This window comes from Methanooceanicella nereidis (assembly GCF_021023085.1).
In the GTDB taxonomy this organism is placed as follows: domain Archaea; phylum Halobacteriota; class Methanocellia; order Methanocellales; family Methanocellaceae; genus Methanooceanicella; species Methanooceanicella nereidis.
On record NZ_PGCK01000014.1, the window covers coordinates 28,634 to 53,392 of the forward strand.

Annotated in this window: 22 protein-coding genes and 1 tRNA gene; 14 read left to right on the forward strand and 9 right to left on the reverse strand. The window is 48.0% G+C overall.

Features of this window, described 5'->3' with window-relative positions:
• Positions 1 to 16: 16 nt before the first annotated feature.
• The 5 genes from CUJ83_RS14335 to hypB all read right to left on the reverse strand — a co-directional run bounded on the left by CUJ83_RS14335 (position 17) and on the right by hypB (position 6,146).
• Complete coding sequence (locus CUJ83_RS14335) at positions 17 to 814, reverse strand: universal stress protein (RefSeq protein WP_230743075.1); 798 nt, start codon at positions 812 to 814, stop codon at positions 17 to 19.
• 6 nt (positions 815 to 820) lie between these two features.
• Positions 821 to 1,399 carry a potassium-transporting ATPase subunit KdpC gene (kdpC, locus tag CUJ83_RS14340; RefSeq protein ID WP_230743077.1) on the reverse strand — a complete coding sequence of 193 codons (579 nt, stop codon included), beginning with the start codon at positions 1,397 to 1,399 and terminating at the stop codon, positions 821 to 823.
• Positions 1,396 to 3,432: a potassium-transporting ATPase subunit KdpB gene (gene kdpB / locus CUJ83_RS14345; protein ID WP_230743078.1), complete on the reverse strand. Its 2,037-nt coding sequence runs from the start codon at positions 3,430 to 3,432 to the stop codon at positions 1,396 to 1,398. The genes kdpC and kdpB overlap by 4 nt, the downstream gene beginning before the upstream one ends.
• Entirely contained in the window at positions 3,429 to 5,087 is a 1,659-nt protein-coding gene (kdpA, locus tag CUJ83_RS14350) for a potassium-transporting ATPase subunit KdpA (protein WP_230743080.1), read from the reverse strand. Before kdpA ends, kdpB begins: the two co-directional genes overlap by 4 nt.
• Before the next feature lie 411 nt (positions 5,088 to 5,498).
• Complete coding sequence (gene hypB, locus CUJ83_RS14355) at positions 5,499 to 6,146, reverse strand: hydrogenase nickel incorporation protein HypB (protein ID WP_230743082.1); 648 nt, start codon at positions 6,144 to 6,146, stop codon at positions 5,499 to 5,501.
• Between the two features lie 327 nt (positions 6,147 to 6,473).
• On the opposite strand from hypB, the gene CUJ83_RS14360 reads away from it, so the two are divergent.
• The 9 genes from CUJ83_RS14360 (at position 6,474) to CUJ83_RS14400 (ending at position 16,949) form a co-directional block, all read left to right on the forward strand.
• Positions 6,474 to 9,791 carry a PAS domain S-box protein gene (locus tag CUJ83_RS14360; RefSeq protein ID WP_230743083.1) on the forward strand — a complete coding sequence of 1,106 codons (3,318 nt, stop codon included), beginning with the start codon at positions 6,474 to 6,476 and terminating at the stop codon, positions 9,789 to 9,791.
• On the forward strand, positions 9,781 to 11,919 hold the full coding sequence (locus tag CUJ83_RS14365; protein WP_230743085.1) for a DUF835 domain-containing protein: 2,139 nt from the start codon (positions 9,781 to 9,783) through the stop codon (positions 11,917 to 11,919). Before CUJ83_RS14360 ends, CUJ83_RS14365 begins: the two co-directional genes overlap by 11 nt.
• 135 nt (positions 11,920 to 12,054) lie before the next feature.
• Entirely contained in the window at positions 12,055 to 12,363 is a 309-nt protein-coding gene (locus tag CUJ83_RS14370) for a signal recognition particle subunit SRP19/SEC65 family protein (protein ID WP_230743087.1), read from the forward strand.
• Positions 12,364 to 12,458: 95 nt separating this feature from the next.
• Positions 12,459 to 13,118 carry a histidinol phosphate phosphatase domain-containing protein gene (locus tag CUJ83_RS14375; RefSeq protein ID WP_230743089.1) on the forward strand — a complete coding sequence of 220 codons (660 nt, stop codon included), beginning with the start codon at positions 12,459 to 12,461 and terminating at the stop codon, positions 13,116 to 13,118.
• A gap of 133 nt (positions 13,119 to 13,251) precedes the next feature.
• Positions 13,252 to 13,491, forward strand: coding sequence for an H/ACA ribonucleoprotein complex subunit GAR1 (locus CUJ83_RS14380; protein ID WP_230743090.1), 240 nt, complete (start codon positions 13,252 to 13,254; stop codon positions 13,489 to 13,491).
• Positions 13,492 to 13,510: 19 nt separating this feature from the next.
• Positions 13,511 to 14,515: a transcription initiation factor IIB gene (locus tag CUJ83_RS14385; protein ID WP_439651973.1), complete on the forward strand. Its 1,005-nt coding sequence runs from the start codon at positions 13,511 to 13,513 to the stop codon at positions 14,513 to 14,515.
• 195 nt (positions 14,516 to 14,710) lie between these two features.
• Positions 14,711 to 15,499 carry a sulfite exporter TauE/SafE family protein gene (locus CUJ83_RS14390; RefSeq protein WP_230743094.1) on the forward strand — a complete coding sequence of 263 codons (789 nt, stop codon included), beginning with the start codon at positions 14,711 to 14,713 and terminating at the stop codon, positions 15,497 to 15,499.
• Between the two features lie 57 nt (positions 15,500 to 15,556).
• Positions 15,557 to 16,342, forward strand: coding sequence for a sulfite exporter TauE/SafE family protein (locus CUJ83_RS14395; RefSeq protein ID WP_230743095.1), 786 nt, complete (start codon positions 15,557 to 15,559; stop codon positions 16,340 to 16,342).
• Position 16,343: 1 nt separating this feature from the next.
• Positions 16,344 to 16,949, forward strand: coding sequence for an amino acid kinase family protein (locus tag CUJ83_RS14400; RefSeq protein ID WP_230743097.1), 606 nt, complete (start codon positions 16,344 to 16,346; stop codon positions 16,947 to 16,949).
• A gap of 34 nt (positions 16,950 to 16,983) precedes the next feature.
• Here CUJ83_RS14400 and CUJ83_RS14405 read toward each other — a convergent pair whose 3' ends face one another.
• From CUJ83_RS14405 to CUJ83_RS14420, 4 genes are all read right to left on the reverse strand, one after another.
• Positions 16,984 to 17,583, reverse strand: a complete 600-nt coding sequence (locus CUJ83_RS14405) for a DUF2150 family protein (protein WP_230743099.1) — start codon at positions 17,581 to 17,583, stop codon at positions 16,984 to 16,986.
• 81 nt (positions 17,584 to 17,664) lie between these two features.
• Positions 17,665 to 19,053 carry a RecJ family nuclease gene (recJ, locus tag CUJ83_RS14410; RefSeq protein ID WP_230743100.1) on the reverse strand — a complete coding sequence of 463 codons (1,389 nt, stop codon included), beginning with the start codon at positions 19,051 to 19,053 and terminating at the stop codon, positions 17,665 to 17,667.
• A gap of 414 nt (positions 19,054 to 19,467) precedes the next feature.
• Positions 19,468 to 20,067 carry a LysO family transporter gene (locus CUJ83_RS14415; RefSeq protein ID WP_230743102.1) on the reverse strand — a complete coding sequence of 200 codons (600 nt, stop codon included), beginning with the start codon at positions 20,065 to 20,067 and terminating at the stop codon, positions 19,468 to 19,470.
• Positions 20,064 to 20,369, reverse strand: coding sequence for a LysO family transporter (locus CUJ83_RS14420; RefSeq protein WP_230743104.1), 306 nt, complete (start codon positions 20,367 to 20,369; stop codon positions 20,064 to 20,066). The genes CUJ83_RS14415 and CUJ83_RS14420 overlap by 4 nt, the downstream gene beginning before the upstream one ends.
• A gap of 198 nt (positions 20,370 to 20,567) precedes the next feature.
• Between CUJ83_RS14420 and thsA the strand changes: the two genes are divergently transcribed.
• The 5 genes from thsA to CUJ83_RS14445 all read left to right on the forward strand — a co-directional run bounded on the left by thsA (position 20,568) and on the right by CUJ83_RS14445 (position 24,642).
• Positions 20,568 to 22,256 (forward strand): thermosome subunit alpha, encoded by a 1,689-nt coding sequence (thsA, locus tag CUJ83_RS14425; RefSeq protein WP_230743106.1) that lies wholly within the window; start codon positions 20,568 to 20,570, stop codon positions 22,254 to 22,256.
• Between the two features lie 457 nt (positions 22,257 to 22,713).
• A complete protein-coding gene (locus CUJ83_RS14430; protein ID WP_230743108.1) occupies positions 22,714 to 23,373 on the forward strand; it encodes a PHP-associated domain-containing protein in 660 nt (219 codons plus the stop codon).
• A gap of 77 nt (positions 23,374 to 23,450) precedes the next feature.
• A tRNA-Gly gene (locus CUJ83_RS14435) sits at positions 23,451 to 23,522 on the forward strand.
• 320 nt (positions 23,523 to 23,842) lie between these two features.
• Positions 23,843 to 24,157, forward strand: coding sequence for a DUF2551 domain-containing protein (locus tag CUJ83_RS14440; protein ID WP_230743110.1), 315 nt, complete (start codon positions 23,843 to 23,845; stop codon positions 24,155 to 24,157).
• A 104-nt stretch (positions 24,158 to 24,261) separates the two neighbouring features.
• A complete protein-coding gene (locus CUJ83_RS14445; protein WP_230743112.1) occupies positions 24,262 to 24,642 on the forward strand; it encodes an NUDIX domain-containing protein in 381 nt (126 codons plus the stop codon).
• The last annotated feature ends 117 nt before the right edge of the window (positions 24,643 to 24,759 follow it).

The following is a 24,759-nucleotide window of genomic DNA, read 5'->3' on the forward strand; positions in this document are numbered from 1 at the left end:
GACCTATGTGATTTGCTCATTTATTTACTGTCTTTACTATCAGGACGTGGCAGGGAGCGTTGCTTACGATCTTATCCGCTATGGAGCCAAGCAGGAACTGGTAATAAACGGGGTGCTCCGTCGCTCCCACCATCATCAGGTCATAGCCTTTCCTGGCCTCGTCAAGTATTACGGCGTCGACGGGGCCGCTTCTGTAAACCAGGAAATGTTTTACATTATCCGATTCAAAGATTTCCTTTATTTCGGACAATATCCTTTCTGCCTCAGCCTTCTGTGACTGGTCTCCGGCATATAATACAGTTACCTCGCCGCCGGATTTTTTTGCCAGGGCTTTTGTAAGTTTAGCCGCCCTGAGAGCGTGCCTCTGGCCCGACGTGGGCAGCAGGGTCTTATCGTACTTAAGAGGCCTGCCCTCGACATAGCTCAAAACGGCGGTCTCCGTATGTGATTTCCTCACGACCTCGTCGATCACGCTCCCGAACACACGTCTCTGGCCCCGTTTATAATACGGGTTTGCGAAAAAGATCAGGTCATATTCGGATGACCTGGCCTCTTCGAGTATTCCTGCTGCGACCGAACTTGAATTCCTTACCTCATAATGAGAGCTTAATCCGGCCGCTGTCGAGATAGCCGAGGCATCGGACACGACGTTCATCGCCCGCCTCCACTCTATCGCCGAACCTGGAAACTTGACAGAAGTGGATACGTACAGGAACGTTATCTCTCCTCCCGGGTTCAACACATCCTTTAGAAAGTCTAAGGCGAGCTTTACTTTTGTCGCGCCGGAGATGGGCAACAGAACACGGTCATACATAGATCGTCATCCCCTATCATCCTCTACGTTGATTCCTTTTTTCATTTCCATGATACCAATGTTCAATTCAAGGACATTGACCCTGGGCTCCCCCCATATCCCCAGGAGCTTCCCTCTTGTCTTTGATCTTATCAGGTCTTTGACAGATGCCTCGTCAATGCCGTTCTCCCCTGCTACGCGGGGAGCCTGCATCATTGCGTTCTCTATCGAAATATCCGGGTCAAGGCCCGAGCCTGACGATAATACGGCGTCAGCAGGGACTGTATCGACCCCTTCAGGCATCCTTGACAGGATCAGGCCAATAAGCTCACTGTTATCGGGCCCGAGGTTCGACGCGCCTGATGCGGATGCATTGTAATTTACAGCGGAAGGCCTTGAATGGAAATATTCAGGCCCTGAAAAATTCTGGCCGATCAATAGAGACCCTACGACCCTGCCGTCATACGATACAGGGCTACCCCGGGCGGCATCGGGGAATAAGGCCGACGATACGAGCGTGACTGACATGGGATATATAACCCCGCACACCAGCGCGACCAGCAGCGTCATATAAACTGAAAGGACAAGCAGCCTTAAGATCCTCATAGCCCCATCACCGCCGTCAATACTATGTCGATCAGCTTGATACCGATGAAAGCGCTGACCAGCCCGCCAAGGCCGTAAATAAGGATGTTCCTTTTCAGCATATCAGATGCGCCCGCCGGAGTGTATTTTACGCCGCTTAAGGCCACCGGTATCAAAATAGGTATGATCAGAGTGTTAAATATCAGGGCGGAGAATATCGCGCTTTTCGGCGAGGACAGCCCGAGTATGTTCAGTGCCGCGAGCGCAGGTATTGTCGAAGAGAAGATAGCGGGCAGGATCGCGAAATATTTTGCGAGATCGTTGGTGATGCTGAACGTGGTCAGAGCGCCCCTGGTTATTAAAAGCTGTTTAGCCACGCCGACCACCTCTATCAGTTTCGTAGGGTCGGAATCGAGATCGATGAGCTCGGCCGCTTTCTTTGCAGATGCTGTGCCCGTGTTCATCGCCATCCCGACATTAGCCTGTGCAAGGGCCGGGACGTCATTATCGCCGTCGCCGCTCATGAACACATGATTACCCTGGGCTTGCTCGCCCATGATAAGTAGCAGCTTATCCTCGGGTATGGCGTTGGCCATATACTGGTCAACGCCGACCTCGTCGGCTATCGTCGCAGCAGTGACCACGTTATCGCCTGTGCACATTATGGTCTTTATACCCATGCGCTTTAGCTCGTCGAGCCTTTCCCGTATCCCCGGCTTGATCACGTCCTTCAGGATCACAAGCCCTACGACCTCGTTGTCGACGGCCACCGCGAGCGGCGTCGAGCCAATACGGGAAGCCTGGCCGGCTTCCTCCACCAGTTTTTCTGGCAGATGCCCGGCCTGTATCTTAATGGCCTCCATCGAGCCTTTTATGTACCTCTTTCCGTCAGCCGTCTGGATGCCGCTGATACGGGCCTCAGGTGTGAACAATATCGTCTTAAACCCTTTAAGCTTCGAGTCGTCTATGTGATGCCCCAGTTTTTTTCCGAGATCTAATATCGACCTGCCCTCCGGGGTGTTATCTCTAACGGAAGCGTACATGGATGCCATTATGATGTCCTTCATACTCTTTCCGGGCGCATGTATGATACGGTTTGCCTTCCTGTTGCCTATCGTGAGCGTTCCGGTCTTATCCAGTATCAGCACGTCCACGTCACCGGTATTTTCTACAGCCCTGCTGGAGGTCGCGACAATATTGACCATGGTAACCCTGTTAACGCCCGCGATGACTATCGCAGGAAGCAAGCCGCCCATAGTGGTAGGTATCAGACACACAAAGAGCGATACCAGTACACCGGTGTCAGCCTCTATCCCGTAGTAAGTGGACATGACGGCGACGGCCACGACGACCACGAGTAAAACTATGGTCATGGATATCAGCAGCACGGTCAGCGCAACCTCATTTGGCGTCCTCTGACGCTCTGCCGCCTTTTCCAGCATCAGTATCCTGTCAAGGAAAGTGCTTCCCGGCTCCGCTGTAATACGGATCCTTGCGTACCCGGATAATATCCTGGTACCGCCTATGACCGAAGGGTCCGGGCTATCTGCCTCTTTTATTACGGGCTGCGACTCTCCGGTCATCATCGATTCGTCAAACGCTGCGGACCCTTCTGTGATCACGCCGTCGCGGGGCACTGTATCCCCTCCTTCAACGTGGACCGTGTCGCCTATCTTCAGGCTGTCGGAATCGACGAATTTGATCGTGTCGTCCGGGCCGAGTTTTTTTGCGATAATGCCTTTCCTTTTGATCTTGAGCCTGTCTATGAGCGCCAGTCGCTGTGTTTCGGCCAGCGATTCAGAAAAGAAAGAGAATAATATCGTAAGAAAGAGTGTGATCACGATGAAGAGATAGTCTGAACGGTTCATTACCGGGGACTCTATGTCCATGAACTGTGACGGGAACAGGTACACGAGTACAGTGAGCCCGAGACACATGAACAGGATGAATATTATCGGGTTTTTTATTATGTACCTTGGGTCGAACTTTGAAAAAGATGATATGAGCGAGGTGAGTATTGTCCGCCATGATAGCCATCCGTCGCCGACTGTCATATCTTCACCCCCGTAGATATCAGGTCTGCCAGCGGCCCCATCGCCAGCACGGGCAGGAAGGATAATGCGCTATCCATGATAAGTACGCAAATAAGGAGCACGGCGAATATTATGGTATCCGTAGGGAAGCTTCCTCTGGTATCCTCTATGGTCTTTTTGGTCGATAAAAGACCCGCCAGCCCTAAAAAAGCGGATATAGGGACATATCTTCCGATCAATATCAGCGTACCGGAGAGTATGTTAAAATACGGGGACGAACTCTGCAGTCCGGCCATGCCTGAGCCGTTATTGGCGGACGCGGAAAGGAACTCGTATAATATTTCGCTGAACCCCCTTGTGCCGTCATTCAGCGTGATGTCGTGGGACGGCATAAGAAGTATGGTCGAGGCCGTGGATATCAGGACTATGATCGGGAAAGTGATTATCACAAGGAATACATACTTCATTTCATCCGTGCCGATCTTTTTTCTCATGAATTCCGGTATCTTTCCCACCATCAGCCCTGCGATAAAGACGGAGACGATCGAATAGGCCAGAAGAAGCTCAAGCCCTATGCCTATCCCTCCGGGCACACAACCCAGCATCATACCGATCATCGCTCCGAGCACGCCCATCGGCATCATGGAACTGATGCTGCACGTCGTGCCGCCGCTCTGGACGTACGTGTTCGTCGCGACAAAGAAAACGCTTTCAAAAGCGGTAAACCTCTGCTCCTTTCCTTCGATATATCCTGACGGGAGGGTTATCCCCGAAGGAAGGTCGGGATTATCGGAAGTCCCTACGGCGAGCATTACCGATGCGGAAATGAATATAAAAAGTATGACAGCCAGTAATGTATATCCCTGTCTCTTATTGCCCATAATGATGCCAAATGCATAAGGCAGCGAGAGCGGTATCAGCATTGTAAGTATAAGCTGTACGACATTGGTGAGAGGCGAAGGGTTCTCGAACGGGTGGGCAGAGTTCGTGTTATAGTACCCTCCCCCGTTATTCCCGAGGAACTTTATGGACTCCATCGCCGCAGTAGGGCCGATCGGTATTGATTGTAGCCCCCCCGCTAGCGTATCCATGACCAGCTCGCCGCCCATGACCTGAGGGACGCCGCAGGCCGCGAAGATGATCGCCGAAAGCAGGGAAAACGGTATGAGTATCCGGACAAGAATGCGGACCATGTCCTCAAAATAATTGCCCAGCTTGCCCCCTGTAGTCCCGAACCCGCGTATGAAGGCGAAGGCGGATGCCAGGCCGGTAGCGGATGAAGAGAACATCAAAAAGATCACCATCATCTGGCCGTACGACGACATCTGGAGTTCGCCCGAATAATGCTGCTGGTCCGTGTTTGCCGTGAAAGACGATGCGGTATGGAATGCCAGGTCAGGGCTCATTCCCATGATAATGAAACCTGAGATGGCCAGCACCCACATCGCTGCGTTCATTAATAGCAGTGCTGCAAGGTACTCCTTCCAGTCCATGCCATATTTGCCCATCTCCCCGGTCGCAGCGAGCGCAGCCTTTTCGACCGGGCTGAAAATAAGGTCGAGGAAGGACTTTTTCCTGGAGAATACACCTGCAATGTATTTTCCCATTGGGATAGCCAATACCGTCGCTAATAATATGATAGTAAGGATCTGAAGCACACCGATTATAAGTCCCATACTGACACCATCAGAATCTCTCAGGATGAAGGAGAACGTATGCCATATAGGCAAAAGCCACTATGATAAACGCCGCTACTATAATGTCCCCTATAGCCATTAATGTAAACACCCGGGATAATTAGAGGTTAAACTACCGTATTAAAATAAAATATTATCGGAGGGAAAGATAAAATGTCCGTAACGTCTTCTTGCATAAAACCAACAAAAAATGTCGAAGGCCGATAAAAATAAAACGAGAAGTGTATCACTTCTTTAAAAAAGTTCAAAAGGACTTACTTCTTTTTCTGTCCTTTCTTTTCTTTTTCATCCTTCTTGGGCTTACTGCCGCATCCACATCCGCATCCTGCCATAAGCTCACCTCTTATTATTTTATATTTAAGAGTGAATGCTCTTTGTACAAATACTTACTCATGTAATCAGCATGTCTGCAAGCTCTTCGATGCCGACGCCCTTTTTGAGGTTGGCTTTGATTATCCTGATGTTTGAGTTGTGCCGCCTCATATCGCGTTCCATGCGTTCTACGCTCGCGCCGACCGCTTCCGCGAGGTCGACCTTATTGATTATGCCTATCTCGCATTCGCGGAACATTGCAGGGTGCTTGTTAACAACGTCGTCGCCCTCTGTCACGCTGACTATGACGACACGCTTATGGCTTCCCACGGGGAAATCCGTCGGGCACACCATATTGCCGACATTCTCTACGAGCAGGACGTCAATATCATCGAGGGGTAATTTATGAAGTGCATGGTGTACCATATGCGCATCCAGGTGGCATTCAGTACCCGTATTTAAGTTCTGTGTGGGAATGTCAAGCGCATGTATGCGCTTGTAGTCATCGTCGCCATAACAGTCGCCAACGATAGCACCGACCTTATACCCTCTTGCCTTCAATACAGGGGTTAGTTTCTCTATAAGCATCGTCTTGCCTGACCCGACAGCTCCAAGGATGTCTATCGACCTTATGCCGTGCTCATCAAGATGCTCGCGGTTCTCTTCCGCCTGCCGCCGGTTAGCCTCCGTTACGCTTACGCCAACATTAACTTCGATCTTGTGCAAATTATCACCAGATAAAAATCATTTTCATTCAAGAGGTGTCTTATAAATCAAATATTTGTCGGCAGCAGTTTCCGCCCTGCCTAAAATATCTTCAATAGCCCGGTATCACTTAATGACTGATCGCATGGATGCATATCTTGCATGGTTTCGCAGATATTCATCGCACAGGCGGCTTTCAAAAATGTAATTACAAATTTTATAGAAGAGATTTATTATCGTCGATTCATAACATATGAGCTATACGCTGGCCATATAAATTAAAAGGACATTCGACAAGCGAATAAGGACCATGGTTTTGCGGATCGGAGCAGAAAAGGCGGTGAAAAAATGATCAACATTGACAGGCAGCGGTTAGAGAAAAATATGCCGACCTTAAAGAACGTCATTATGATAGCCGCCTTTATATATGCCACAGTGTCTGCCGCATTACAGTTTTATGGCTATAATGAATATTATTATATACAGCCATTTTTTATCGTCATCATACTCGCATCTGCATGGCATTATAGAAAAGGGATATTACTAGCCATATTCTTAGGGGTCTTCCATATCGGGATAACTTATCACCACTTTGGCTTGATTCTTCCAGTGGTCGTGGCCAGAGTAATACTGTTCATTCTCGTAGCGGTCATAATAAGTGAAATATTCAGAGAGAAAAAAGATCTGGACATCAAGTTACATGAGACAAATAACAGGCTATCTAACATTATCCAGTTCTATCCTGACGCCACCTGGACAATAGATAATGACGGGAAGATCACCGCATGGAACAAGGCGATGGAAAAACTGACAGGAAAAATAGCCTCCGATATGGTAGGAAAAGGTAACTGTGAATACTCTTTGCTCTTTTACGGTTCAAGAAGCCCTATGCTGATAGATATTATCGGGATCATGGATGATAGCCTTCTACAGAAAAAGGATTTCAGGCTGGAAGCGATGACTGTCAACTCATCCTTGAACGGTAAGGATGTCACACTACATGAAAAAGCGGGAAAGCTGTATGACGTTGACGGGAATGCCATCGGAGCCATTGAATCGATAACAAACGAGACGGAATACAAAAAACTGGAAGAAACCCTGATAGAGAGCGAAAAGAGATTTCGTAACATCGTGGAGAGCAGTAACGACATAATCTGGGAGATGGATGAGAATGCCGGCTACACGTACATGAGCCCCAATGTCAAGGACATCCTGGGTTACGAGCCGGAAGATATCGTCGGGAAAAAACCTTATGATATCATGCCCCCGGACCAGATACGTATTTCGAAGGAAAGGTCCTTGAATGTCTTTTCTGATAAAAGACCGGTGATCGTAGAGGATAAATTCCTGCACAAGGACGGGCGGCAAATAATCTTTGAGGTCAGCGCAGTCCCGGTCTTAAACAGTAAAGGGGAGTTAAAAGGTTTCCGGGGCATAGCCAGAGACATATCGAAGCGTAAAAGATCCGAAGAGGAACTAAAAGAATTAACCTCAAAGGTCAATCAGCAGGCGAGCACGCTTGATGCGATATTATCTGCGTCGCCTGACATCATAATGATGATCGACAGGGATCTAAGATGCATATATGTAAATCCGGCATTCATGAGATCGACCCGGCCGGAAGATAAAAATATCATGGGTAAAAGGTTTCCGGACCTTAAGGTCGATCCTTATTTCAAGAAAAGGTTAACTGATGAGATAAACAACGTTTTTTCGAGCGTCGAACCGCTGACTAATGAATGGTCCTACGATCACTTAGGTTCTACATTTTATTACGAGTACATAATCAGCCCCATAGTGGATACTGATGGTAAAGTGAATGCGGTCGTAGTCACGGCCAGGGATATCACTGGACGTAAAAGTACCGAAGATGCGCTCATACAGAGCGAGGCCAGGTTCAAGGCCATTTTCAAGAACGCAGGCATCGGTATCAAGCTGGTGGATATGGACGGCAGTATAATAGAGAGCAATCCGGTTTACCAGAGGATGGTCGGATATACGGAGGATGAGCTTCGATATAAAAAAGTATCCGAGATAACTTATCCCGGCGATCTGGATACAAATAATGCGCGACACAGGGAACTGGTGGAAGGTAAACAGGATAGTTTCCAGATCGTGAAACGATACGTCAAAAAGGACGGGAATATCGTATGGGTCCGGCTGACAGATTCCCTGGTGTATGACATCGGCGGTAACCCGCTTTATACGATAGGCATGGTCGAGGACATCACGGAGCATAAGAAAGCAGAAGAGGCTTTGCAGGAAAGCGAATCAAAGTTCAGGATATTGATGGAGACCGTCTCTTCCGCAGTCATCATCTTACAGGACGACCTTTTAAAGTTCGCCAACCCTGCCGCTGAAGAGGTAACAGGCTACAGGAGAGAAGAGCTTTATTCTATGGACCCCGAATCTTTGCTAAAGCACATACCTCTGGATAAGCAAAAAATGCTCTTTGACTATAAGTACGCAAGATTGACCGGGGCATCGGCCCCATTGAGATATGAGATCAAGATATTCACGAAGAACATGTATGAGAAGTGGGTGGACATAACATGCGGTGTGATCAATTTTGAAGAAAAGCCTGCCATACTCGTAACAGGATTCGATGTCACTGAGCGTAAAAGATACGAGAAAAAATTGCACGACAGTGAGTCCAGCCTTCGCAGGATAACTGATAATATGATGGATATGATTAGCCAGACAGACATTAGCGGCATCTTCCAGTACGTAAGCCCTTCACACAAGGCAATACTCGGCTATGATCCGAACGACCTCTTAGGCAGGTCTGTACTGGATTTCGTACATCCTGACGACAGAGAGAAGGTCAGGCGCGACATCAGTGAGGCGATTTTCAGCGCATCCAGGGGGAAGTCATCGTTCCGATACCGTCATGCCGACGGGCATTATATATGGGACGAGACGATAGGCAACGTATTATGCAACGATAGCGGCGATAAGATCGGCGCCATATTTTGCGGAAGGGATATAACTGAACGTAAGCTGGTGGAGGACCAGATCAAAGCCTCGCTGAGAGAAAAGGATGTGCTGTTAAAAGAGGTACATCACAGAGTTAAAAATAACCTGCAGATAGTCTCAAGCCTGCTAAGCCTCCAGTCGGGATACGTAAGGGATGAGAGAGACGTCGAGCTGTTCAGGGAAAGCCAGAACAGGGTAAAATCCATGGCGTTCATACATGAGAGAATGTACCAGTCAAAGGATCTCTCAAGGATAGACTTTGAAGAATACATCCAGAGCCTGACTATGCACCTGCTCAGGTCTTACGGGGCCAGCGGGGACAGGATCGTCTTGAACATGGACGTCGATAATGTTTTACTGGGCGTGGACACTGCGATCCCGTGCGGCCTAATAGTAAACGAGCTTGTATCCAATTCATTAAAGTATGCATTCCCGGATGGTGAAAAAGGAAGCATATCGGTAGGATTGCATAATGACAACGGTAAATATATTCTAGTTGTAGGAGATAATGGTATAGGTTTGCCAGAAGACCTTGATCTCCGCAATACAACGACCCTGGGTTTACAGCTAGTCAACACGCTGGTTAACCAGCTCGAAGGCGAAATGGAGCTGGAGAGGGACAGTGGTACGTTATTCAGGATAATGTTCAAGGAAATAATTAAAGAAAAAGGGATTATCGATGACGAATGAACGGATACTTGTCGTTGAAGATGAGAGCATTGTCGCAAAAGACCTGCAAAACCGGCTAATAAAGCTGGGATATCAGGTCCCTGCGATGGCCTCGTCGGGAGAGGAAGCGATCAAGAAGGCGGAAGACCTGAAGCCGAGCCTCATCCTGATGGACATCATGTTAAAAGGAGAGATGGATGGTATACAGGCCGCGGAATATGTGCATTCCAACCTTGACATACCGGTCATATTCTTAACCGCATATGCGGATGAGAACACATTAAAGAGGGCAAAGATCACGGAGCCTTTCGGCTATATATTGAAGCCGTTCGAGGAAAGGGAACTGGTCACAGCCATCGAGATAGCCCTTTATAAGCATCAGATGGAGAAAAAGCTGAAAGAGAGCCAGGAGCTTTACAGGGACCTGGTCGAGAACCAGGGAGAAGGCATAGGCATCATAGACCAGGATGAAAAGTTCGTTTTTGCCAATCCTGCTGAGGAGGCCATTTTCGGGGTGCCCTCCGGCGGGCTTATAGGAAGGATGCTTGGTGATTTCGCAGACCGCCAAAAGGTCGCGTCCATTCTTGAGCAGACCAAAAAACGCAGTAATGGAGAGGCGGAATCTTATGAGATAGATATTACGCGCCATGATGACGAGAAGCGTAACCTCCTTATCACCAGTACCCCGAAATACGATAAAAAAGGACGATATTGCGGAGCGTTCGCGATATTCCAGGATATTACGAAACGAAAGCTCATGGAAAAAGAGCTTCGGCTGAAAAACAGGGACCTTATGATCATAAGCTCCATTGCATCCACGATAAACAGGGCGAACAACATACAGGATATGTTGAAAGATGTCCTTAAGGGGGCAATGGTGCTAACAGGCGCTGATGCAGGAGCGATATACCTGTATGAGAAGGAAGATAAGACCAAGATGACCTTGCAGACGAGCACCTATAGCACGGACGCAGGTTCCGCCCTCAGCCACAGGTCCTCCTTACCGAGGAATTTTTCGATAGACGGGAATAAGGTCGTATACGGGGAGAAAGGACGGGAACATATAAGCGGGCTGTTCGATGAGGAAGTATATTCGATATATGTGCCCATACTCGTAAAAGGCGAATCCATAGGCGTCATAGTCATGTATACGATCAATCCGGTCCCGGAGGGTGCCGATAAGTCGGCCGAATTACTCAGCATAGGATCTCAACTGGGCATTGCCATAGATAATCATCTCATGATGAAAAAGATACAGGATGACAGCCGCTACCTTTCGGACATTATCAACGAGTCCCCGGATGCGATGCTCACGGTTGACAAGAACGGAATGATACTCTCTTTCAACAAGAGCGCCTCAAGGCTTCTCGGATACCTGAAGGACGAGATGGTCGGCAAACATCTTTCATCGCTGCTCCCGGACGGTTCGATGCCGGAACTTGACGAGACAAAGAGCTATGTCAGGGAGTTCAAGTGCAGCGACGGCAGCGAGATCACGCTGAACATCTCGACTTCCAGGCTGTACAAGGATAACATTGAGTTCGGTTTTATTATAACGTTAAAGAACCTCTCTGAGATCGTGGGGCTAAAGATAGCGCCTATAAAAGAGACTGCGGTTGATACAGAGCAGCTTTATCAGTTTGACCCGGGCTTCATATATCTCTTCGACAAATCTGTGGACGGGCGGTATATGGAGATCTTTGCAGACCAGGTGAAGCATAATATACAGGGGCTTTGTATCTCGAGGAAGAACCCGAAGAACATAAGGCAGATGTATGGCCTTGAGAAGACGCCGGTCGTATGGCTCAACAGCAGTGACAGCGTCGCAGGGGAGAATTGCATCAAGCCTGATAACCTGACAGGGCTCACCGCCACGCTGCACAAATTTTTAATGGAGGCGGAAGACGGCATTATACTGCTCGACGGAATGGAATACCTCATGACCAGGAACAGCTATGAGTCGCTGTTAAAGTTCATCCATTTCATAAACGACAGGGTCATGCAAAGCCGGTGCAGAGTATTCTTCTGCATTGACACGCTGGCGCTGGATGAAAGGCAGTACCATATACTACGAAGTGAAATGCTGGAGTTCGAGGACCACAGCAATGAGAGGCCTCTCAGGACAAGGGCGGGGCAGACGTCACATTAAATGAAAGATCTTGCCCTGCATTATACTTTATTTTAAAGCTGGATCACGATATTTCGCCATAAGCATACTTAAGCATTAATGGCCGGCACAGGCAACACGAAAAATAAATAGTTCTTGAGGAGTTACGTATTAGTGATGCAAAAAGAAGAGATGAAACAAAATAAAAAAATAATCATATGGCCGATCTATCTCGACCTTAGCAGGACAAGGAATGAAGGAAGGCTAACGCCCAAAGAGTTTTCCGTTAAGTCCCCTAAAGCCTCGGAGATCGTGAAGGCGGCCGATAACTTAGGCCTCCACCCCGAGATATACCAGAATAAGGTACACCCTTCGATCTGGTGGGAAAAGACGGGTTATGTGGCCATAGATAACATAGGCCCCAAGAGTGATCTGCTGCGAAGGATCGGCAAGGAGATCATCAGGATGAGAGGGGGCAAGCAGTAGAGTAAATGCGATCTTAACGATCGGGCATGCAATTTAAGGGATCGCCATTATTGCCGCACAAAGAATAAATATTACCATAAGATAAGTCTCTAATCATGATAGATCTCCACACGCATACCACTTTTAGTGACGGGGAACTCATACCCAGCGAACTTGTAAGAAGGGCCAAAGTCATGGGCTATACGGGCATCGCTATCACTGACCATGCCGACCCGTCAAACCTGGAGTTCCTCATAGAAGCGGCAAAAAAAGCCAGATATCTTGAAAATGCTTATGAGATCACTGTAGCGACTGGCGTGGAGATCACACATGTGCCGCCCGCGTACATCCCGGCACTGGCACGCAGGGCAAAAGAGCTGGGAGCAGAGATAGTCGTGGTCCATGGCGAGACGCCGGCAGAGCCGGTGATGCCCGGAACTAACATGGCTGCCGCAGGCTGCGGCGATGTGGATATCATAGCCCATCCCGGATTCATTACAGAGGAAGAGGCGAGGAAAGCTGCTTCTAACGGGATCCATCTGGAGATCACCGCAAGAAAAGGGCATAATATGACCAACGGGCATGTGGCCCGGATAGCGGAAATAAGCGGAGTAGGGCTCGTTGTCGATACTGATTCTCACGCCCCTGACGACCTTATATCCAGCGATAGGGCTTTTAAGGTCGCGCTTGGCGCAGGTTTATCCAGGCGTGACGCGGAGCGCGCGCTAAATAATTCGAAAGATTTATTAGGCAAAATCGTTAAAAATAGATGCTAATAATATTCTGACTACAGAGCAGTAACCCGATAACAATTTAATACGCTGTTAGTGTACTATATTAAGCATTGCGTAAAGTTTATATACTATTAGGCTAGACTTTATATAGTTTTGTAGTTGGAAGTGACGTTTTTTGAAGCGACTTGGCATTGTTTCACATTTATCGGCTCATGGTTATCTTATCGTTCGTTCAGAGGATAGTTCACTTCCCCGGATAAACGCAAAGATAGTCAATAAAAAAATGGATAGGATCGGAACTGTTTATGATGTCTTCGGACCTGAAAAGTCTCCGTACATATCCATAAAGCTGGACAGGAAAATGACCCAGTCCGGCGTACAGGCCCTTATGAAAGAGCGAGTATACGTAGCATGAAGGTGTAATCGTGGCAGAGATAGAGAAGATTAGAGAGATAGAAAGACGAGAGGTCAGCAAAGAAAAGACCCTCGAAAAAATGAAAAAAGAATCAGAGAAGACCGGTGAGACTGAAGAGAGGATACTGGAATGCCCGGAATGCGGCTCGCGCCAACTGGTACACGATTATGAAAGAGCGGAACTGGTTTGTAACGAATGCGGCCTGGTCGTAGATGAAGATTTCATAGATATGGGACCCGAATGGAAAGCATTCGACCATGACCAGCGCATGAAGAGGTCAAGAGTAGGCGCGCCAATGACATTTACCATTCACGATAAGGGATTGTCGACTATGATAGACTGGAGGAACAGGGACTCCTATGGTAAGTCCATATCCTCCAAGAACAGAGCACAGTTATACCGTCTGAGAAAATGGCAGAGGCGTATCAGGGTATCCAATGCGACAGAAAGGAACCTCGCCTTCGCATTGTCCGAACTGGACAGGATGGCATCCGCACTTGGTCTGCCCCGTAACATAAGAGAGACTTCTGCGGTCGTCTATAGAAAGGCAGTATCCAAGAACCTCATACGCGGCAGAAGCATCGAAGGCGTCGCAGCGGCGGCACTGTATGCGGCATGCAGACAGAACGGCGTTCCGAGGACACTTGACGAGATTGCAGAAGTGTCGAGAGTAAGCAGAAAAGAGATCGGCCGTACATACAGGTTCATCTCCAGAGAGCTTGGATTAAAGCTAATGCCCACATCGCCCATCGACTATGTCCCGAGATTCTGCTCCGGATTATCCCTGAAGGGAGAGGTCCAGAGCAAGGCAGTGGAGATCCTCAGGCAGGCCGCGGAAAAAGAGCTTACGAGCGGCAGAGGACCGACAGGCGTGGCAGCGGCGGCGATCTACATATCCTCGATCCTTTGCGGAGAAAGAAGGACTCAGAGAGAGGTCGCTAACGTAGCCGGGGTCACTGAAGTCACCATCCGTAACAGGTATAAGGAACTTGCAGAAGAGCTGGACATTGAAATAATCCTGTAAACCGGTCTTTGAAGTATCAAGTTTGAATATATCGGGCTTGATACGTTTTTTATATTTTTATTTGCTTAATGATCGCCTATTTTTTGATCAGAGCGTTTATTTTGATAGTCAATACTATCAGGGGGCCCCATTAAAAAGCGAAGGCTTCCACTGCCGGGTAGTTTTTAATATACTGTAAATGGAAAGATAGTTTTAATGGAGCCTTTTAATATCATCCTGCTATTCCTTTCCGGCCTCATTTCAGGAGCTTTCGGTGGCATGATAGGCATCGGAGGCTCCACGCTGCTGGTGCCGATATTAACGCTTGCTATGGGCATGCCTGTGCATACCGTGATACCGATCGGTCTTTTGAATAATATAGCCGTATCCTCGTCAGCGGTGCTTAAGTATCATAAAATGGGGCTGTTGCATAAAAATACAGTGATGATAATGAACATAGGCTCGGTGCCGGGCATTATAGCGGGCACGTACATCGCTTCGATCAGCACTGACACTACGATTAAACTGATATTTGGCGGTTTTCTTCTGGTAGTACTCATGCAGGCGCTGATAAGGAAAGACGGTGGCGAGAATGTTACTATGGAAGAGCCTGAAAACATTGATAAAAAAGGATTTTCCATACTGGGCTTTTTTATGGGGCTGCTGGGAGCGCTCCTGGGCATCGGAGGAGGCGTAATAGCCGTTCCTGTTCAGGTACACCAGTTCAAGGTCCCGCTCAGGAACGCTATAGCTAATTCGCTTGGCACGATAGTGTTAGCGTCTTCACTGGGAGCCCTGATCTATATTTCAATAAATGCCGGCAGGTTATTCTCCCCGGATGATGTGATAGAGTCGATAATATTCATAGCACCGGGCTCGATAATCGGCGCGACGTTGAGCGCAAAGACGTCGAAAAGATTACCTGAGAGATATATAAAGTATATTTTCTATGCCACGGTAGCCTATATCGCCTATAGGATGATAACAAGTGGCCTGGGTATGTAACCGATAAGCTTTACGCTAATGCTTTATATATACAATACTTCATGCTATGAGATATTAATGGAGATGCTGGAAGCCTTACTTTTTCTAATGACCGGGACACTTATAGGCTCGTTCAGCGCCCTGCTGGGAATAGGCGGCGCGGTGATCCTGATACCGGTCCTGTCGTTGTTGTTCGGCCTGCCGATACAGATGGCGATGGCCATAGCACTGATCACTAATGTCGCGGTGTCTTTGTCCGCAGTGCTAAAATATGAGCGTAAGGGGCTCCTTCACAGGAATGCGGTAAAAATAATGAACATAGCAGCAGTCCCGGGCATCATCGCTGGCATTGCGATATCTACGAACAGCCCTGCATCGGCCATAATGATACTTTACGGATCCTTCCTCCTGTTCATGGTCGCGCTGGCATTCGTAAACAATAAATCTAAGGACAGAGAGCCGATAAAAGAGCCTGAACACATAGACAGGAAAGGGCACAGTATGCTGGGCTTCATCATAGGCATTCTTTGCGGCGCGCTGGGACTTGGCGGAGGGGGGCTGGCAGTCTCCGTGCAGACCAATTTTTTTAAGACGCCCATAAAGAACGCGATAGCCAACTCCATGGGCACTATTGCCATAGCTTCCACCATAGGCGCCATATTATATTTCATGTTTTCAGGCACGCTATTCGACGCAGAGGAAGCCTTGATCATAACAGCCATGACTGTCCCGGGGGCTGTGATAGGCGCCAGGATAAGCGCAGGTGCGGCTGACATGCTTAAAACTAAATATATCAGGTATGCATTTAATCTAACGTTGCTATATATCGCCTATAGCATGATAACGCGCGGCCTGGGCTGGTAAAATGATAGTGATAAAGTTAGGGGGCAGCCTTTTTGATGAGGCTCCCGGATTATTGAATAAGATAAAAGACCTCGACGCTGATATTTTAGTCGTTCCCGGGGGCGGTGAATTCGCGAATATCGTCAGGGATATTGACAGGAAATATTCGCTTTCGGATGACGCAGCACACTGGATGGCAATTCTCGCCATGAACGAGTACGCTTTTTACCTTTCCGATAAAACAGGGATACCGTTAAGGGACTCTATAAGCAGTGAGAGCGGTGTCCGGATATTGCTGCCCTATGAGATGATCAAGGAAAATGACGAACTCCCCCATTCCTGGGACGTTACGTCGGACACGATAGCCGCATGGATAGCTCACATGGCTGGCGCGCGGCTTATCAAGGCCACTGATGTGGACGGAATTTTTGTGAACGGCAAATTACTGGACAGGGCCGGGGCATCCGATATCAAAAAAATGAAAGAGACATGCGTCGACCTTGCGCTGCCGGGATACCTTATTAAATACGGGATGGACGTGACAGTGGTTAACGGACATTACCCGCAAAGGGTCATTGACGCCATTGACGGTAAAATGACCATAGGGACAGTCATAGAAGGAAAATGAATAAAAGAAGTAAAAATTTAGAAAAAGAAAAGGATCAATCGTTTTCGTCGTCGGCTTCGTCAGAGTAGTCGATGCCGCCTGCAAGCACTGCAGCTATCGAATCGATGCCGTCCACGCCTTCAGCCACGAACGACGGGGGGATCTTATCGAGGACTTTTTCACTGTCAAATGCCTTTCCTGAAAGGACCAGCGCGCCGGCCTTACCAACGAGCTCGAACGCCTTATCAAGATCTTCCTTCTCTTCTGCCTTTGCCGCTTCAAGGATCAATTTTTCAGGGTTGTCCTTTTCGTTAAAGTCTCCCTCGACAAAATATTCGGCTGCTGCGAACACGCCTACCAGGGCGGACTGGACGGACTCTACCATCATGTCCTTATCATCGTCCATCGGCTCGACTTTCTGGAGGACTATCTCCTTCATCATCTGGAGGTTTGCTGCAGCATCCTCTTTAGATATCATTCCGCGCTGCAGTTTTCCGGTGATCTTACAGATCGCAAGTATTACGTCCTCTTCCATGTCGAGGAACACTATACCCTCTCTTCCGAGACCCTCTGCGTTGGGATCTATCTTGAACTTGCTCTCCTTCACCTGGTTAATCCAGTTGTTCCACCTTTCCTCTGAGTAAAACGTGATCATTGTTATCTCCAGTGCCTAATTTGTTAGATATATCGACTAATTAAAAAGATTTTCGGTATGCCATTTAAGGGATTATGAACACTATTGTGACTTTGGCCTTAATTGTTTACCTATTTTTTGGTCCAGTATTGTTATAAATTCATCTTCTTTTCCGAAGGGTATGGTAGCCCCGGCGGCTATATCATGGCCGCCCCCGGCGCCGCCGACCTCATCTGCGGACTCCCCGATAGCTTTCGCGAGATTCAGCCCCCTCAGTATAAGGTCATGGTTACCTCTGCCGGACACCTTGATCCCTTCTTCCGAGTTTGCGAAACCTATTATCGGCATGTCCCTGCGCACGCAGTCAAGGCTCGAGCTCATCCCTGCTATGATGCCCACTATCGTTTCCCGTATTTCCTTTTTCGCATGGAAGTACTGTAAGTTCTCAAGACGCGTCACGCCTTTATCCATGACGTAGTTGAGGCCGTTCACAAGATTTCGGCGGTGCTGCTCTAAAAGGTCTCGCGCATAGTTAAATGCATCGCCCCTGTCGCCCATGCATACTGCCAGGCCTATATCCGCATGATCATATCTCGCGGTAGCGTTCAGCAGGGTAGAGTATTCCGAAGCGTCCCTTAATTCAGTTCCGGGTTCTTCCTTAAGAAGCGTATATACATCCCCTATGAGCCTTTGCACCTTATACGGCTGCATCCCGCACGACAGACAATACTGTATAAGTTTTGAGGTGACGGTCTTCTTTTCCTGCGGGCTCAGGTCTATCCATCTCCTCCATGTATCCGTCCTGACATGTACGCCCGCATTTTCCAGGAACGCTATACATGAGTCCTCGCTTCCGCTTAGCCCGGGGATGAACGGGTCCGAGCTATACTGTAAAAGTTTGAATATCGGCCTCGTCTGCCTGCCAAAGAGCTTAAGATCCTTCTCAAAAAAAAGATATCCGTGCTCTTTGCCCATTTCGAGTATCTGCCTGTTGACTCCGACCAGAGCATTATTACGCATATCCTGAAGGTCGCCGACAGCGCCCACAATGGCCAGCGACGAAAGATCGACGTTGTCGCCGAGTTTCATGGCGAGGATAAACGACATTCCCGCCCCGCATATGTCCGTGGCGCCATTAAGCCCGTGAAGGTGGGGGTTCAGATGATATTCGTACTCGACCGGCCTTGGCTGATGATGGTCTGCAATAACTGCGGGTATGCCGAGCGCTACTATCTCGTCCAGCGCTCCGCTCCCCAGGTCGGTAAATATAACGAGCTTTCCCGGGCAATTATCCGCGATGTTTTTTAAAGCGGCGCTATCGAGCTTTTTTTCGAAACGTGTGGTGTATGGCTTTCCCATCCTTTTTAGTGCGGTACACATTATGCCGGCTGACGTAAGGCCGTCCGCATCTATATGGGAGACTACGACCACTTCCTTGCTCGATCTTATCAGGTCCGCGCACTTTTCGGCGGTATTGCTAAATCGTTCCATCGTAACGCCATTGACGTTAGAGCTTAATACATATTACCTTTGCGGACGCTGAAAATATTAAAGATCTATTAAAAATTCTGGATAGAATATAGGACTAAAAGACCAATATGTTCCCACAATTAAGCTTAAAAGGGCTCGAAGGAACACCAAACTGCTAACCACAAAGCGCACAAAGGCGAACAAGGAACACAAAACTGCCAACAACAAAGCGCACAAAGGCGAACAAGGAACACAAAACTGCCAACAACAAAGCGCACAAAGGCGAACAAGGAACACAAAGGACCTTTTTAGATAAGCATATTTTAAAAAATATTAGTGTACCTTAATCGCCTTCGTGCGCTTTGTGGTTAACAACTTAGTGTACCTTAATCGCCTTCGTGCGCTTCGTGGTTAACAAAATTAAAATTAATTATTCTAGAGCCCTGCGAAGAGCGGCACAAGCACCATCACGAGCAGCGACAATACGATGCCGCTTATGAAGGCTATCACGCTCATTTCACTGCCGGCGTACTTCACGACCACGGGAAGCGTAGTATCCATCGATGTCGCGCCGCCGGGCGCTATCGCAGAGATCTTGCCCAGATATTTTACGACGACAGGCACGAGCATGAACGCGAGCACTTCCCTGAAAACGTTCGACAGCAGAGCCATCGTGCCGATGTCTGCGCCGACCAGCGACGTAAGCATGACGCCGGAAAGAGTATACCAGCCGAATCCTGCGCCAATGGCCATGGCATACGTCGGAGCAACGTTGGTGACACAGCTTATGCATAGCGCCCCGACTATGCTGCCCGCCGCGATAAATAGCGGCAGTAAGACTATCTTGATGCCCATGCGTTTGATCTCCGCGGCCACGGTCTTGTTCTGGCTCATGTCCACGCCTATCACGAACATCAGCATGCACAGCATGACAGTGAGCAGGGTATCCAGGTACGGCGTGAAAAAGCAGGGTATGAGATCAAACACTCCCAGCAATATGCCAAGCGCAAGGGCGAACAGTATGATAAGTATCATTTTGCCACGCTCCTGACGATGAACTTATCAAAAATGAACGCGAACAGTATGCTTCCCGCCACGGCGCCCAGGGTGATCAATAGCGCGTTGAGACCATATGACCCGAGGTTGGATATGACCATATCGTTCATTCCGGTCTTGATCCCCATTAGCAGTATAAGGACGAATACAAGGCCAGTCATTATTTTTGATACCCATTTCTTTTCCTTTTCCGAAAATGATCCTTTTCCCAGGCCTGCTAATATGCCCGCGATAAGGGAGATTATGAGAAGTCCGACTGAAATGAGCATCTGGTCAATCATGTAGCGGTAAACATGCACTAAAGTAGTATTTAAATTTAGCTTTTGTCCGATAAATACATGAATGTCGATGGAATAGATACCTGAGGCTTAAAAAAAGGGATTTGATGCCCTCTGTAGGGTGATTCCGGCAGGTTAAAAATAAGAAATTTATTTATAGAAGTACATTCCTACAAATAGACCAAACTATATTTTGGAGGTATGAAGTTGGCCAATCAGCAGGCTGGCGGTCAGCCAGTTTACATAATGAGAGAAGGAACAAGTCGCTCAAGAGGCAGAGAGGCTCAAGCTTATAACATCATGGCAGCCAGGGCGGTTGCAGAAGCAGTAAAATCGACCCTGGGCCCGAAGGGAATGGATAAGATGCTCGTCGACTCGATGGGCAGCACTGTTGTCACGAACGACGGTGTGACCATCCTTAAAGAGATGGACATCGATCATCCGGCAGCAAAGATGGTCATAGAAGTGGCCAAGACCCAGGATGATGAGGTCGGGGACGGTACCACTACAGCAGTGATACTTACCGGAGAGCTTTTAAGAAGGGCAGAGGAGCTCATCGACCAGGAGATCCACCCGACATCAATAGCCCACGGATACAGGCTTGCAGCGGAGAAATCCCAGGAGCTTCTTAAGACGATCGCAGTCCCCATCAAGAAGGAGGACAAGAAGTTCCTTAAGAGGATAGCGTTCACGGCATTGACCGGCAAGGGCGCGGAGGCCATCGGAGATAAGCTTTCCGACCTGGCAGTCGATGCGGTCCTGGCAGTAGAGGAAGAGGGCGTTGTCGATACCAACAATATACATGTCGTTAAGAAGGCAGGCCAGGGAGTGCTCGCTTCCGAGATGGTCGAGGGCATGATCATCAACAAGACCAGGCTTAACGAGAACATGCCAAAGCAGGTAAAGAACGCGAAGATCCTGCTACTGAACGTGCCGCTCGAGGTCAAGAAGACCGAGGTCGATGCGAGCATTAAGATAACCTCGCCGACCCAGATGAAATCTTTCCTGGAACAGGAAGAGGCTATACTTAAGAAGAAAGTGGATATCATCAAAAAGAGCGGGGCTAATGTCCTGTTCAGCCAGAAGTCCATTGAGGACATGGTAGCGCATTACCTTGGAAAGGAAGGTATCCTTGCGTTCAAGAGCGTTTCCGAGTCGGACATGAAGAAGATCAGCAAGGCAATAGGCGGTCGCATAGTCACAAAATTAGAGGAGATCGACACCAAGAAGGATCTCGGTACCGCGGGCATCGTCGAGGAGAGGCGCGTCGGCGGCGAGGACAGCATGCTGTTCATTGAGAAATGCAAGAACCCGAAGGCAGTATCCGTCCTGCTCAGGGGAGGTACGGACACGCTTCTGGACGAGCTGGAAAGAGCCCTTCATGACTCCATACGCGTCGTCGGCGTTGCCGTAGAGGATAAAATGATCGTCCCGGGCGGAGGCGCACCTGAGATAGAGCTTGGATTAAGGCTGAAGCAATATGCGGCCTCCATCGGCGGCAGGGAACAGCTGGCTGTAGAGGCTTTCGCCAACTCTCTCGACATCATCCCGAGAACACTGGCAGAGAATGCAGGCCTGGATCCCATAGATATGCTCGTTGCCTTAAGGAGCAAGCATGAATCCAAGAACGGCAAGAACTTTGGTCTGAACGTATACATCGGAAAGCCGGAGGATATGATAAAGGAAGGCGTCATCGAGCCCTTACGTGTCAAGAAGCAGGCATTAGGGTCCGCAGCAGAGGCCGCCATAATGATCCTAAGGATCGACGATGTCATAGCGTCCGCAGGGCCGAGCGAACAGGAGATAATGGAAGCCCAGGCTGCAGCGCAGGCCCAGATGAGAGCCGGCGGAATGGGTGGCATGGGCGGAATGGGCGGAATGGGATTCTGAGCCCATCCCCTTTTTAATTTTTTTCGTCTAATAATACGGTTTTTTATTGATCCAAATATGGGATACCGGCAGGTATCTATAGCGGTCACGAATTCTTTGATATTGTCCGTGATATTTTTCGTAATGAGAGATCATAGCCATATTTTTATCTCTCAAAGGACATCTCAAAGGCTATTGTTAAAAAAGGCGTTGATTCCTTGAGATGTCCTTTGAGATGAAAATGCATCATGCCCATGTACGGCATGTCAGATCACCGTCCGATCAGACGATGATCATATTGGTCTACGAAATGACGACACGCTACACCTTGCATATAAAAATGATCTTTATCCATTATGATGATGGAGATACCTATATTAGGGCTGACATTATAATTCAGGGCTGCTAAATGCCATCAATATCTTATGTTCGAAAATATAATCGATCTTGGATACGAAGGCCCTAACAGAGGGAACATATGCGCAAATTCGATCTTCATATGCACTCAAAATACTCCAGGGACGGGATACTTGATCCGGAAACGATCGTCAAGATCGCGCTGAAGAGAGGCCTTGACGGGCTTGCGGTCACTGACCATGATACCATAAGGGGCGGACTTGCGGCAAAAAAGGTCGCGCCAAAAGGTCTCGAGGTCATTTGTGGCTGCGAAGTGAGTACGGACAGGGGGGACGTCATTGGGCTGTTCCTTAGCGAGGAGATAAGGTCCAGATGTCACATTGATGTCATAGAGGAGATACGATCCCAGGGCGGCGTGGCTATTGTCCCGCACCCGTTCGACAGTATGCGCGGCTCGGCTTTCTGGCTCAGGGAAGATGACTCGAGAAAGATCGACGGCGTGGAAGTGATGAACGCCCGCTGCATATTCAGGAGATCCAATAATGCCGCAGTAGATTATGCCGATAGGTATAGCCTGGCAAAAGTGGGCGGCAGCGATGCCCATTTTGGCGCAGAGATCGGAAATGCGGGCACTCTGATACCTGAAGATTCTGATGTCAGGGAGTCGATATTGAAAAACCGTACTATGGCATATGGAAACATCTCATCGCCGTTCTTCAACTTCAGGACCACCGCGCTGCTAATGAGAAGGCGCATATATAAAACGCGTAAAGATAGCTGACGATACCTTAAAAAATCAAAAAATAGATATACCAAAAACGTTATGTTGTAGCTGGAAATATTTATTATTTGCATAAGGCGGCTATGGTCTAGTGGCTATGACATGAGCTTCCCAAGCTCGAAGTCCGGGTTCAATTCCCGGTAGCCGCATCGAACTTTTTTATGATGTCAATTGTTTGGATGGTCTTTATTCTTAAAATTCGAAATAATCCATTTTTACCGGACATATACCTGTACAGCAATCACATGCGGATTAATCACACATTATAATCAATAAAATATACTAATATTTAATATATTTATTTTATTCGAAATTTCGTGAATTTTCGACGTACGTAACGATTATTTCCAAAAATATAACATATTATCATACAGGCTTGCCTTAAAGAAAGAGTTAAATATTTTTATGCCATATTCTAAAATAATTAGTGGGGTTGTCAAATAGAACAAGAGGGATGGGGATGCAATCGATGGATTTTGTGGTAAATGAAATAACAAAAAGATTGTACGATTATTTGGCGACAGATACGAGCGGCATCAGGAGAGTCGTTCTCCAGGTGTTCGTCAAGCTCAAGACGCTTACTGCCGATACACTGCACAGGATACTGGTCGAGCGTAACTTTACCATTACTTTAAAGCAGGTAACGGCAATGTTAGGAGTAATACACTCCAAGCTCGGCATACTGCATGCTCACAAGAACTCGTATGATGCAAAATATGAGTACAGTATAAAAGAGAAATACTCTCACATCGTAGAGAAAGCTCTTGTAAGCACGGCCGCATAAGTTGCTTTATCAGGCCTGTCACAAAAATTTTCATATTGTTCAGTCATGGCCATCTATCGCCATGACGGTTAAATTTATTGATTCTTAGCGTTCATTACTATCAGATGAGCGACGTCAGGTATACTTACGTTATTGCCTTCCGCGATGACAGCTTTTTAATGGTCCGTCACGCACGAAGAGCGTGGGAGATGCCCGGAGGTAAGATGGAGCCGGGAGAAGACCCGGAATCGGCTGCGATAAGAGAGTTCAGGGAAGAGACAGGATACGACGTGAGTTCCCTGCAGGTAATAGAAAAAGAGGAGGGCGGACTCGTGTACATGGGAGAGCTTGGCAAAAAGCTTGAGATAACGCCCAATAAAAATGAGATACTTGGCATAGGATTTTTCGAAAAGCTGCCTGATGAGCTTTCATTCCCGCTGGTCGAATACCGGCGAATGATAGATGCCGCATATAATGCCAGAGGGAAGAGGGCAAGAAGTTCTTGAAAACCTGAATCAAAAAGAAAGTGTAAAAGGCAAACAAAGACACCATAATTAATTTTTGATGACATTAGTATAAAAACAGAATAAAAACCCGTTCTGTCCTTCGTACATTCGTTTATG

Bases quoted from the DNA above. Each gene is read 5' to 3' on its own strand.
- recJ (WP_230743100.1), bottom strand. From the start codon at position 19,053: ATGGAACGATTTAGCAATACCGCCGAAAAGTGCGCGGACCTGATAAGA.
- kdpA (WP_230743080.1), bottom strand. From the start codon at position 5,087: ATGGGACTTATAATCGGTGTGCTTCAGATCCTTACTATCATATTATTA.
- CUJ83_RS14365 (WP_230743085.1), top strand. From the start codon at position 9,781: ATGACGAATGAACGGATACTTGTCGTTGAAGATGAGAGCATTGTCGCA.
- CUJ83_RS14400 (WP_230743097.1), top strand. From the start codon at position 16,344: ATGATAGTGATAAAGTTAGGGGGCAGCCTTTTTGATGAGGCTCCCGGA.
- CUJ83_RS14370 (WP_230743087.1), top strand. From the start codon at position 12,055: ATGCAAAAAGAAGAGATGAAACAAAATAAAAAAATAATCATATGGCCG.
- CUJ83_RS14360 (WP_230743083.1), top strand. From the start codon at position 6,474: ATGATCAACATTGACAGGCAGCGGTTAGAGAAAAATATGCCGACCTTA.
- CUJ83_RS14430 (WP_230743108.1), top strand. From the start codon at position 22,714: ATGCGCAAATTCGATCTTCATATGCACTCAAAATACTCCAGGGACGGG.
- thsA (WP_230743106.1), top strand. From the start codon at position 20,568: ATGAAGTTGGCCAATCAGCAGGCTGGCGGTCAGCCAGTTTACATAATG.
- CUJ83_RS14405 (WP_230743099.1), bottom strand. From the start codon at position 17,583: ATGATCACGTTTTACTCAGAGGAAAGGTGGAACAACTGGATTAACCAG.
- CUJ83_RS14395 (WP_230743095.1), top strand. From the start codon at position 15,557: ATGGAGATGCTGGAAGCCTTACTTTTTCTAATGACCGGGACACTTATA.
- kdpB (WP_230743078.1), bottom strand. From the start codon at position 3,432: ATGACAGTCGGCGACGGATGGCTATCATGGCGGACAATACTCACCTCG.
- CUJ83_RS14440 (WP_230743110.1), top strand. From the start codon at position 23,843: ATGGATTTTGTGGTAAATGAAATAACAAAAAGATTGTACGATTATTTG.
- CUJ83_RS14335 (WP_230743075.1), bottom strand. From the start codon at position 814: ATGTATGACCGTGTTCTGTTGCCCATCTCCGGCGCGACAAAAGTAAAG.
- CUJ83_RS14415 (WP_230743102.1), bottom strand. From the start codon at position 20,067: ATGATACTTATCATACTGTTCGCCCTTGCGCTTGGCATATTGCTGGGA.
- CUJ83_RS14390 (WP_230743094.1), top strand. From the start codon at position 14,711: ATGGAGCCTTTTAATATCATCCTGCTATTCCTTTCCGGCCTCATTTCA.
- CUJ83_RS14375 (WP_230743089.1), top strand. From the start codon at position 12,459: ATGATAGATCTCCACACGCATACCACTTTTAGTGACGGGGAACTCATA.
- CUJ83_RS14420 (WP_230743104.1), bottom strand. From the start codon at position 20,369: ATGATTGACCAGATGCTCATTTCAGTCGGACTTCTCATAATCTCCCTT.
- CUJ83_RS14445 (WP_230743112.1), top strand. From the start codon at position 24,262: ATGAGCGACGTCAGGTATACTTACGTTATTGCCTTCCGCGATGACAGC.
- kdpC (WP_230743077.1), bottom strand. From the start codon at position 1,399: ATGAGGATCTTAAGGCTGCTTGTCCTTTCAGTTTATATGACGCTGCTG.